This window comes from Dolichospermum sp. LEGE 00246 (assembly GCF_015207865.1).
GTDB classification, from domain to species: domain Bacteria; phylum Cyanobacteriota; class Cyanobacteriia; order Cyanobacteriales; family Nostocaceae; genus Dolichospermum; species Dolichospermum heterosporum.
This window is the reverse complement of sequence record NZ_JADEWA010000144.1, coordinates 1-11,350: the sequence shown is the minus strand read 5'-3', so window position 1 is coordinate 11,350 and position 11,350 is coordinate 1. Positions and strand designations below refer to the sequence as shown.

The 11,350-nt window shown below is 40.7% G+C and carries 7 protein-coding genes; 4 read left to right on the top strand and 3 right to left on the bottom strand.

The window, feature by feature from the left end:
- Positions 1 to 176 precede the first annotated feature (176 nt).
- Entirely contained in the window at positions 177 to 2,555 is a 2,379-nt protein-coding gene (locus IQ228_RS11760; RefSeq protein ID WP_370566877.1) for a transglycosylase domain-containing protein, read from the bottom strand.
- A gap of 719 nt (positions 2,556 to 3,274) precedes the next feature.
- Between IQ228_RS11760 and IQ228_RS11755 the strand changes: the two genes are divergently transcribed.
- The 3 genes from IQ228_RS11755 (at position 3,275) to IQ228_RS11745 (ending at position 7,198) form a co-directional block, all read left to right on the top strand.
- Positions 3,275 to 5,788, top strand: coding sequence for a tetratricopeptide repeat protein (locus IQ228_RS11755; RefSeq protein ID WP_027402648.1), 2,514 nt, complete (start codon positions 3,275 to 3,277; stop codon positions 5,786 to 5,788).
- Positions 5,789 to 5,885: 97 nt separating this feature from the next.
- Positions 5,886 to 6,182 carry a J domain-containing protein gene (locus IQ228_RS11750; protein WP_027402647.1) on the top strand — a complete coding sequence of 99 codons (297 nt, stop codon included), beginning with the start codon at positions 5,886 to 5,888 and terminating at the stop codon, positions 6,180 to 6,182.
- Positions 6,183 to 6,439: 257 nt separating this feature from the next.
- Positions 6,440 to 7,198, top strand: coding sequence for a nucleotide exchange factor GrpE (locus IQ228_RS11745; RefSeq protein WP_193962918.1), 759 nt, complete (start codon positions 6,440 to 6,442; stop codon positions 7,196 to 7,198).
- A gap of 234 nt (positions 7,199 to 7,432) precedes the next feature.
- Here IQ228_RS11745 and cysE read toward each other — a convergent pair whose 3' ends face one another.
- On the bottom strand, positions 7,433 to 8,185 hold the full coding sequence (gene cysE, locus IQ228_RS11740; protein ID WP_027402645.1) for a serine O-acetyltransferase: 753 nt from the start codon (positions 8,183 to 8,185) through the stop codon (positions 7,433 to 7,435).
- A 708-nt stretch (positions 8,186 to 8,893) separates the two neighbouring features.
- Complete coding sequence (locus IQ228_RS11735) at positions 8,894 to 10,612, bottom strand: DUF3352 domain-containing protein (RefSeq protein WP_193962917.1); 1,719 nt, start codon at positions 10,610 to 10,612, stop codon at positions 8,894 to 8,896.
- Positions 10,613 to 10,642: 30 nt separating this feature from the next.
- On the opposite strand from IQ228_RS11735, the gene IQ228_RS11730 reads away from it, so the two are divergent.
- Entirely contained in the window at positions 10,643 to 11,002 is a 360-nt protein-coding gene (locus IQ228_RS11730; RefSeq protein ID WP_027402643.1) for a rhodanese-like domain-containing protein, read from the top strand.
- Positions 11,003 to 11,350 lie beyond the last annotated feature (348 nt).

Below are 11,350 nucleotides of genomic sequence, written 5' to 3'. Positions count from 1 at the left end.
GAGACAGAGTTGGGGGAGTTGGGGGAGTTGGGGAGAAATTTCTTTCTTCTTTGTTCTTGCTTCTTTCTTCTTTCTCCTGATAGCGCAGCGTGGCGTTAGCCATACTCCTGACTGGGCGCAGGGACTGCGCCCCTACCTCCTGATAGCGCAGCGTGGCGTTAGCCATACTCCTGATTTTAATTATTTCCTGAAGAATCGGGTTTAAGTCTTTCTCTCCAGGAAGGTTGTGATGATGGAGATCCTCCAGGACTGTTGTTTTCTGAAGATGATCTAGACGGTGCTGATTCTTGACTGCGGCTGCGTCGGGAACGAGATGATTGAGAAGAGGAATCGCCATTGGATTCCTCACTGCGTCTGCGGCGGCGACGGGTAGAATAAGATGTATCATTATTCTCTTGACTATAGCGTCGTCTTCGTCTTGGCCGATTTTCTTCTGAATTTGATGAATCGTCTGATTGACTATATGTTCTTCTGCTTCTACGTCTGCGTCTAGTTGAGGAATCAGAATTATCGGTATTGTCCTCATCTGATTTTTGATTATTATCATCAACCGACTTATAGATAAGTTTTCTTGGTTTAAGAGGTTGGGCTTTGATAGTACCTTTACGATTTTCTAAATTAGGTCGTCGGGGAAACTTTTCTACAGGCATTCCCTTGAGAGCTTCTGCCATAAATTCATGCCAAGCATAAGCTGCACTACCACTATTACCATAGGTAGGGGTGTTATCATCATTCCCTAACCACACCCCAGCCACTAACTGAGGAATATAACCAATAAACCATAAATCACGGGATTCATCAGTAGTACCTGTTTTGCCGGCAACTTGTCTATCATCTAATTGAGCCGCAGCACCAGTACCATCGGTGACAACATTTCTTAACATCCAAGTCATGATGGCAGTGCTGTCAGCATCTAGAACTTGTTTGGGTTTATATTTAACTGACCAAATGACATCTCCTTCGCGGTTGAGGATGCGACGAATGCCATGAGATTCTACATAATTGCCTTGATTGGCGAATGTACCATAGGCGTTGGTCAATTCTAATAAGTTGACTTCATTAGAACCAAGCGCCAAGGAATAGTTAGGTTTGAGTTCTGACTTAATTCCCATGTCATGGGCAAGTTTAATGGTGGGTTCAAAACCTGTTTCTATTAAGACTTTTACCGCAATTGTATTGATGGATTTGGTGAGCGCGTCTCTGATGTTTAACCAACCGGAGAACTTATTATGGGAGTTCTTTGGCTCATAACCATCTATTGATAAGGGTTCATCTAAATAACTATCATAGGGACTTTTACCAGTAGCGATCGCTGTAGCATAGACGAAAGCCTTAAAGGTTGATCCTGGTTGTCGTTGGGCTTGGGTTACACGATTAAACTGGTTTTTACCAAAGTCTTTACCGCCGACCATTGCCTGAATTTCGCCACTCCCAGGCTCTATGGCCACCATAGCCGCTTGTTTAAAGTTTTGCCACCGACCTTCATTTTTTAATATCTTGGCTACTGCGGCTTCTGCGGCTTTTTGCGAGGTTGGGTTTAAGGTTGTTTCTACTATTAAACCACCACTAGCCAAAACATCAGCGGCAACGTACTTTGGCAATTCCTTGTGAACGTAGGTTGTAAAGTAGGGAAAATCAACTTGTAACCGTTTGGGTAAATTGCTGTTAACTATTAATGCTTCCTCAGTCGCGGCTTGTTTTTGGGCGGGTGTAATGATGCCATCTTCCAGCATCCGCTGTAACACCAGATTGCGCCGTTCTGTAGCTATTTTAGGATTTTTGTCGGGGGCGTAGACGTTAGGTGCAGGAGCTAAACCCGCCAAGGTAGACATTTCTGATAAAGTCAGTTGATCAACGGATTTACTAAAGTATACCCAAGCGGCATCTCCCACGCCATAAGCCCCAGAACCTAAGTATACGAGATTGAGATAACGTTCCAGAATTTGGTCTTTAGTCAATTCTCGCTCTATTTTTTGGGATAGTCGGACTTCTTTGAGTTTACGCCAGAAGGTTTTTTCTGGTTTGAGAAAGAGAATTCGCGCTACCTGTTGAGTGATGGTACTACCACCTTCTACCACATTTTGCGATCGCAAGTTATTGATAACTGCTCTGGCAATTCCCTGGAGATCAAATCCATTGTGTTGATTAAATCTTCTATCTTCTGAAGCAATAAAAGCTTTCTTTAAAGTATCTGGTATTTGCTCTATTTTCAGTTGCTCTCTTGTAGCTTCTCCCTGCTGTTGTAGCACACTACCATCAGCAGCTTTAATCGTCAGTGTTTGCTCTCGTACCAATGCTCTGAGTGCGGACTGATCTGGTAAATTTTTATCTATTTCTAAGATTGTGTAATGGAAAGCAATGATCCCACTACTAACACCTAATCCTGCCCAAAACCAAAAACGACGATAAAAAGGTTTATCGCTGCTGGCTATTCTGGTCAAGATTCCAGATGATACCGTTGTCACCTGAGTTATTAACTGCTTTGCATTCACCTGCATTTTCGGTAGTAATTTTTTTGTGGACTTGTGATTTTGTTGATGATTACTCAATGGCAATAGCAGTTTCTCCTGTTTGGTTTGAGTGCAATATATTGGTGTTAATATAATATCCCATATAATGCCCCATAAAATATTAACTTAATTCAGTGTGAATATATGTTTTCTGCAAAGCCATATTATTGGTATTCATATTATTAATGACAATTAATTCATGCAATTATCGCATGAGAAAAGTCTGATAAGTGGTAAAAAATTTCTCTCAGTATATGCTGTAAACAAACTTTGCAGATACTCTCTGAATGGAAAATGTTAAGTAGGTTGGTGTTGAAAATTGTCGTTATGGCAAGGCAAGAGGCACTCATGCAAGAGGCACTCATGCAAGAGGCAAGAGTGAAGAGGGTTTGGGCGATTTGACATTTCTTTACACAGGTTGGTTTTATTATGTTCACCTACTTAGGCTCTTACGTACTTATTATCCTAAGTTACCAGTCGGTAATAGGGAACTCCTAACGGGGAACTCTTAACAGGGCAAAGAGCCAAAATTTTGCCATAATATTCAAAAATATCGCTAATGAGATTTCTTTGTTCAGATTTTGCATATTATGTACTCAAGAGCCAAATGTTACAAATCCCTGTAACATTAATGCGAACTGCCTACTAATATAGAAATTAAGAAAGTAGTTGGAGCCGCCCTTAACTGTCAGTAACCCAGCCCTAAAGGGACTAGGCTTGCAAGAGTAATCAAGCAATCAAACAACAATTAGGAAGAAAGCCCAGTGGCTAAACATCAGTCTAAACAGCACTCACAACCACAGGTCTCTAGCACAGAGACAAAAGTTGCGGAAAACTCCTTCCAGAAGCAACTGCAAGAATTGCTGAACCAAAAAAAATATCGGCAAGCATTAGAAGAAATCAAGAAAAATCAGCGATTACACCCTAATATTGAATTTACACCCCCAGAATCAGAAATTTGGTTGCTACGGGGTCAGCAAGAATTTCAGAAACAAGATTTTAAACAGGCAGAAAAATCCTTTGCTCGCGCTCTAGAATTTGGTTTGGTGGGAGAAGTTCATTACTGGCAAGCTAAATGTTTATTGGAATTGAAGCAATTAGATGCGGCATTAAAATTACTTAGAAATGCTTTTGAGGCAGGTACTCTACCGAAAGACTACAGCATCTCTTACCTAAAACTCTTGTTCCTCAAAGGAGATACCGCTACAGTTGAGCAATTAATTCAGGAACAATCTAAACGCTTTAGTGCTAATCAACTCCACTGGGTACGAGGTGTTCTGGCACTCAAAAATGGTCAACCAGAAACAGCTTTAACATCTTTTCAGAAAATTAAGCGAGCCGTCACCGATGGAGACTTGCCCATAGCTTGGATTGTTTATACTCAACAAGTCAGTGGTAATTGGGATGCTGCGGCCAGTCTTTTGGGGCTGAAATCACTTTCATATGGTCAACCAAAGTATTTGGAGCATCCAATTTTAGAGCGATTGGCGATTTTTCAACATGGAAGAACAGAACAAAAACCCTTCCAATTTATAAATTCACGAACAACAGTAGATAAAAACAGCCAACAGGCATTAGCGATATTGCGAATGTTGCAACTGATTGACCAAGGTAATCACCATGATGCCGCCCATCTGCTATTGAAGATGGAGCGACGTTCCCCACGCTTTCCAGAACTAGAAAGTCTCCGTCCACTGCTACTTACCCTAGCCGGACAACAAGCACTGAATCAAGAAGAACCAAGTTGTGCTGAACTATTCTGGCAGCCTTTGTTGACAGAGCAACCCTTTAACCCCCAATTGGCAATCAATCTCTTAGAAGTTTTCGATGCTAATGATCATGATCAAGAACGTTCACGCCTGTTGACACGGTTTTTGAAGTGGTTAGAACAGGAAGCAAAACGAAACCCTCAAGAATGGCCTGCACAAAGATTGAAACTGACCCAAGCACATCTCCACTGCTGGATGGCAGATGCTTACATAGCAATAGATCGTGATCGGGCTGCTTTGGGATCTGTGCAACAAGCAGAACGAATCTGTCCCACATCACCAGAAGTGCTGGGACGTAAGGGATTAATTGAAGCAGGAGACGAAAATTATGATGAAGCGATCGCACTCTTGACCCAAGCATTAGAAAATGGATGTCGGTATGAAGAAGTTTATATAATGTTGCTGCACTGTTGGAAGATACTAGATAACAAACAAGCATTCAATGAAGCTCGACGCAAATTTGGTAAGCATTTTGGCGACTTGAATCTTGAACTTGAAGTAGAAACATTGCCTTGGGTAGATGCGCTCTCTACGTTAAGTTATCCCTTATTTAGCCGTTTTGTGAAGACAGAAGATCCCACAAATCCGCCTATCCGTGCCTGTCAAATATTCGTGAATGCAGTCCAAAGTCCGCCCAATTCCGGTGGTCGGGTTTCATTAGACCAAAAAGCCGCAGTCGAAGCATGGGACAATCTCCTCCAAAGATTAGCAGGTGAAGAACAAATTTCCGTATTGCAAGCGATCGCCCTTTCGATTCAACTCTTTGCCAAACGGGAAAAAGGCATCGCTGCTTTACTAAGTCAGTATCAGCAAAAGTTAATCAACCTATCCATAGAATACCCAGAAGCTAGAGTTGCCAATTTAGTTATCTTAGCCGTTAAAGAAAATAGTCCCAAAAAACTAGAACTTCCCGTGCGTTTCTATCTCGACACCATGCCCCAGCCAGGTAGCGCTCTGGCAAATATTCAACTTCAAGCCCGCCGTTTTGGCGAAATTACAACCCTTGTACCGTTCCTAGATGAAGCACTCCGTCGAGAACCACAAAACCCTTTATTGCTATTAGCTAGAGCCACTACCTACCACGTTGATCACCCAAACTATGAACAATTAAAACAACAGGGATTTGAATTAGCCCGTCGCCTACAAGATGCCAAAGCCTTACAAGCATTTCGAGAAGAACAGGCATTTGTTAATGATAGAGAAACTCAGAGTGCTATGCCAGATACAGATGAATTTGACAATCTCGATATGTCAGATATGAATGACTTATTAGAAGGGATGATTAAAAAATTATTTGGCAATAAAATGTCTCCAGCGGAGTTTGAACGGGTGCTTCCAGAACTCAAAAAAATGATGTTAAACAATATGCCTGATTTCTCAGGTGATGAAGATGATGAAGATGATGAAGACGAAGAAGATGGAATAGATTTAGACTTTATCTTTAGAAATTCATCTCCATCTAAAAAACGCAAGGGTAGAAAAAAAGCGGGTTTTCAGGAATTGTTGTAAAAGTAAAATATCAAGAGTAATTGAACGCAGATAAACGCAGATAAACGCAGATGAAGACTGATAGTTTAATTGATGTCATCTTAATGGGAAATTATTTATGGCTGACTACTACGAACGTTTAGGAATTTCACCAGGAGCAACCAGCGCCCAAATTAAAGCGGCTTATCATGCCAAATTACGTGAATTCCCCGCGCATACTTATCCAGAAGAGTTTAAAGCAATTCGAGGAGCTTACGAGGCACTTCGCAAAGGAGAGACAAGTCAATCGGAGGAGTTCTTGAAATTGCGTCCCCTAGAAGCAGAATTGAATCCAGAGATATTAAAACAGTTGCGAGAAAAATCCCTGGCGCAACTAGAAGTTAGCTTAGATGATCTAATTCGTGCCACATTTTAAATAATTCATATAACAGGGAACAGGGAACAGGGAACAGGGAACAGGGAACAGGGAACAGGGAACAGGGAACAGGGAACAGGGAACAGGGAACAGGGAACAGGGAACAGGGGACAGGGGACAGGGAACAGGGAACAGGGAACAGGGAACAGATTTTTACCAATTACCAATTACCAATTACCAATCACCAATCACCAATTACCAATTACCAATTACCAATTACCAATTACCAATTACCAATTACCAATTACCAATCACCAATGACAACTGACAAAGAAGCTTTATTTGCCAATTTTCTAGATTATTTACAATCAGAACAACTACCCCCTGAATATTTAGGTGAACCACCATCATCTGCTCATGCCTTTGATCCTTATCAAATGGTGTCCGAGTGGACTGCTCTCCGTCATGAAGTTAAGCAACAGGGTAAATTATTGCATTCTACCCAAGATGCTCTGGTACAAGCATTGGCGGTAATTCGGACAGAGCAAGAACAGATACCAATACGTTTGGAAGAAATTCAAAAACAGGCATCGGGAAAATTTGAACAGCAGCAGGAGAAACTCCTCAAAGATTTGCTAGGTATTGTGGATGCTTTAGATCAGGCTTGTACTTACTGGCAAGAAGAACTAGAAGCATTATCTACTACCTCAAACTCAAAACCACTAATAAAAAAAGGCTTCTGGGAAAAGTTATTAGATTGGATTAATGGTAATTATACTGAATTCAGTGAGCCAGAAAAATTACCAGTGTCAGAATCATTAACGGAAATTTTCACCAGCAATCAACAGGGAGTGGAGTTAATTAGGCGATCGCTTTTAGAAATACTCAAACAACGCCGTATTGTTCCTATTGTCGCCCAGGGTAAACCTTTTGACTCCCAGACAATGTATGCTGTAGGACGTAAATCAAGGGCAGATGTCGCAGAAAATACGGTGATTCAGGAAGTAATCCGGGGTTATTTATGGGGCGATAGAGTCTTAAGAGAAGCACAGGTGATTGTATCAACACAAAAATAGAGGAGTACCCGGTTAAGCGATCGCCTTTAGAGGACAGACTGTTGATGCGATCGCCTAACTCCTCTGCCCCGGTGCCTCTTTTCTCCCCCTGCTTGCCTTCACCCGTCATTTTCGGGTTGACAGACTACTAGTACAAAACGGCGTAAATAAACCAACCATTCTAAATCCTCCAAAAGCCTATGCTGTCTTCATTTTGACTTTTGACTTTTGACTTTTGACTTCCGCCTTGCGGTACTAGATTCCTGCACCATCAAAGAATTCTTGAATCTGTTTATCTCTGATATTACAAAAATTGTGTTCTTTTGGTAATTCATCTTCTGGAAGGAATTTACCAACTAAAACCGGAGTTTTTGCGGGAGTTTGCAAAGCTTGAATTTGTTCTTCTAACGCTTCAATGCGGTCAACTAAGGTGCGAATTACTTGGGCTTCTGAATCTGGCAAATTGCTGTGTTCTAATGGTGCAACCCGGACTCCAGAACGATAAATAATCCGTCCAGGGACACCGACAACGGTACAACTAGATGGTACGTCTCTCAATACCACCGAACCGGCACCAATGCGGACATTATCACCAATTTCAATATTTCCTAAAACCTTTGCACCTGCACCAACCACGACATTTTCCCCTAATGTGGGGTGACGTTTACCGCTTTCTTTACCTGTTCCCCCCAAGGTAACACCTTGATAAATCAGCGCGTAGTTGCCGATAATTGCTGTTTCCCCAATTACTACTCCCATTCCGTGATCAATAAATACGCCTTTACCAATTGTAGCCCCTGGATGAATTTCTACACCTGTTAAAAACCGGGCAATGTGAGAAATCAAGCGGGGGAAAAAGGGAAGACCAAGACGACGCAACCAGTGTGCAAAGCGGTGAAACACTAGGGCTTGCAAACCTGGATAACAAAACAAAACCTCCAACCAATTCCGGGCTGCGGGGTCACGTTCAAAGATAATGCGAAAATCGGCACGGAGTCTAGAGAACATTGAGATAGTACCCTTGATAGCACAACAAGCTACTCTCCCATATTATCGTGACTTGGTAATTAAGTAGGTTGGCGTTGAAAATTTTCGTTATGGCAAGGCACTCATGCAAGAGGCAAGAGTGAAGAGGGTTTGGGCGATTTTACGTTTCTTTACACAGTTTGGTTTTATTGTGTTCACCTACTTAGGGTTTGCTGAATAAGTTTTCTATTAGACTTCCCCGGTAAAGATTGTAGAGACGTTCCATGGAACGTCTCTACAAGGGTTTCAAACGACGCACATTTAATTTTCGGAGATGTCTATTGAAGGGAGGCGACAGCAGATCCCCCTAAATCCCCCTTGGAAAGGGGGACTTTGAGGAATTTAGCCCCCTTTTGTAAGGGGGGTTGGGGGGATCTCGATTAACTCTGATACTTTTCAAACATCCTCTCAAAAACCTTGCACCTATTTTGAGACACCATTAGCCAAAACCTGGCACTTTTTTGTGGTAAAAATCCGCGAAACCCTTTGTTATTAGATGGTTTTAGGTTTATATGGCTAACGCCACGCTATCAGCAAGCCCTAATTAGGGCTTGCTGATTGGTCATAAAATCCTTATTTTTATAAGAATTACGCAAAATATCGCTCAACCCAACCTATGTTTTCTTAACTGAACTGTATTGCTATTCATCCTGTCTATCCTTTAATCGGTGGATATCCTGATTCTGACATTTAATGCAGTTGCCAGAATACTCCGCCTTTAAGTGTTCCTGGTTCGCTGCTATAACTGCTAACTGTCAGGGATTTTAAATTATCAAAAAGTGGCTTACCTAACACTTCTACAAGTTTAAGCAAAGGTAGTTGACGTTTGAGAATATCTTGACTATTTTCCCAGTCTAAATAAATATACCCTTGATTGGGTTGGGGAATTGTCGCAATACTGTTTTGAAATTGAGGATTTTCTAGGAGAGATTTTTGCTTTTGACTCAAAACAGTTTTCAGGGTTCTTAAGTCGGAACTGAAAATTTCATAGTTATCTAAGGTTGTATGCACTCCTTTAACTTTTGTGTCAACATCAATAGATGTGTTATTTTTACTTGTGGCTGTAATTTTTGTCCAAGCTGATATTTTTTGTTGATCTAAAGTTAGGGAACTAACATTAAAGCCACTTCTACTGGCAATATTATTTAAATGTGTGATTCCTGCTGCTAATTCTGGGGTTTTTTCGCTGACAAATAACCAATTAGGGGTTGTATTTTCCGCATTGGGTAATAAAGCTAAAGCGTATTCTCCCGTTACCCAATTGAAAATATCTGCGCTAAAGTTTAAATTCCAATGGTCTTGGATTGTTGCTAGGGGCTGTAGTAATCGAGCCGTACCATCTTGACTAGAACCGTAAATGCTTGCTGTTACTTGCTTCCACAGTTTTGCTACATCGCTATTATCTAATTTACTCAAATTTGTGCCGGCGATCGCTAAAGCTGTTGATTTTGGAATATACTGTAATGCTCCCACAGGTTGAGATAGTGGTAAATATGAAGGTAAAATCTGGGAATTTGTGAAAAATGTACTTTCTGTGAGCAACCCTTGGGAGTTGAAAACGAAAGAGAGAATTTGGCTATTATAAATTGATTCTGCTAATTCTAACCCTTGCCATTTACCAACTTCCGGTAAATTTAAGAAAGTTATAGCTACAGCATTTTTAGAGATTTGTTGAGTAGCTTTTTGATATTCTAGAGAACTAATTAAGTTTAAATCTGGAGCTTGTAAATTATTAATTGCTTCCTTGATCACTTGAGGATGATTAGCCAGCAAAACAAAATTATTAACAACCGCACCAGCTAAATCATTTTGGATTTTGGATTTTGGATTTTGGATATTTACCCCTGATGAATATTCAGTATTATCATAAATAACCTTGACACCTTTGTAACGTTCAATTCCTAAATTAGTCCCACTAAAAGCCCGTTGAGAAAATAACAACTCCAAAAACTCACGGCTTTTCTCTGGTTTTGCAGTGGCAAGTGCCATTAAATACCCAGTCTGTAGTCCGTTCTCTGGATCACGGTCTATATCTATAGTAGTTACAGCTAGGGTAATTTCATCACCCAACCAGGGTTTAATATCATCTTGATAATCTATATTACTTTTTGCCAGTAGACGATTTTTGAGTTGAGAAAATTCTCCTTTTGGTGCTATTTTCTGTAACCCGTCGGGATTGATCAATAATGAAACCATTGCTGGTGAGGACTTGGAGACAAATATAGCCGCAGCGGGTTGAGAGTTGTGAACTACAAGACTAACTGGACTTTTTTCCGCAAACCAGGAGAATTTAGCTAAACAAACTAGTACAAGCGTAATTATGCCAGCTATAAGGAAACCAAGTTTAATATTTTTTGTTAAGTGTTGACTGTTCACATTCTTTATATTTTCTAGCTTTTCTGCAAACATGAATAGTATAGGATTTTTTAGAAAAACTGCATGACAAATACATCATTTGATCAACCCTTTTCCGAAATTACTGTTGAGGAACTAGCCAAACGGCTTGAAAATAATGAAGAACCCCTTCAGTTAATAGATGTACGTGAACCCCAGGAAATTGCCATATCACGGCTAGATGGTTTTGTCAATCTTCCTTTAAGTGAATATGAGCAATGGAATCAACAAGTCCCTGTTCGCTTTGATGTCCATGCAGAAACTCTGGTTCTCTGTCATCATGGTATCCGTTCCGCTCAGATGTGCCAGTGGTTAGTTACTCAAGGATTTACAAATGTTAAAAATATTACGGGTGGCATTTCCGCTTATTCGATTTTAGTTGATCCTTCCGTGCCGCAATATTAGGGAACAGTAGGGGCGCAGGGCCTGCGCCCAAAATTCAGAAGGAATCAACAAAAAATTTCATCATCGTATCCCTTCCGCGTAGGGGCGCAGGGCCTGCGCCCAGAATTCAGAAGGAATCAACAAGATATTTCCATCCCTACCCTCTACTGGCGCGGTCAAAATTTTGATCAATAGAAAATAATATTTTGTGACTAAAACCACAACTTAGGTTGATAGACTATGAGATAATACTGAAACAGAGAGAAATTCATCTTCTTTTTGGATTTCAGCTATGTAGTAATAACAAATGCAGCAAATAAATGCTGAAAGTAAATTTTGTGTTCAATTAATACAATATAAGTATATAAT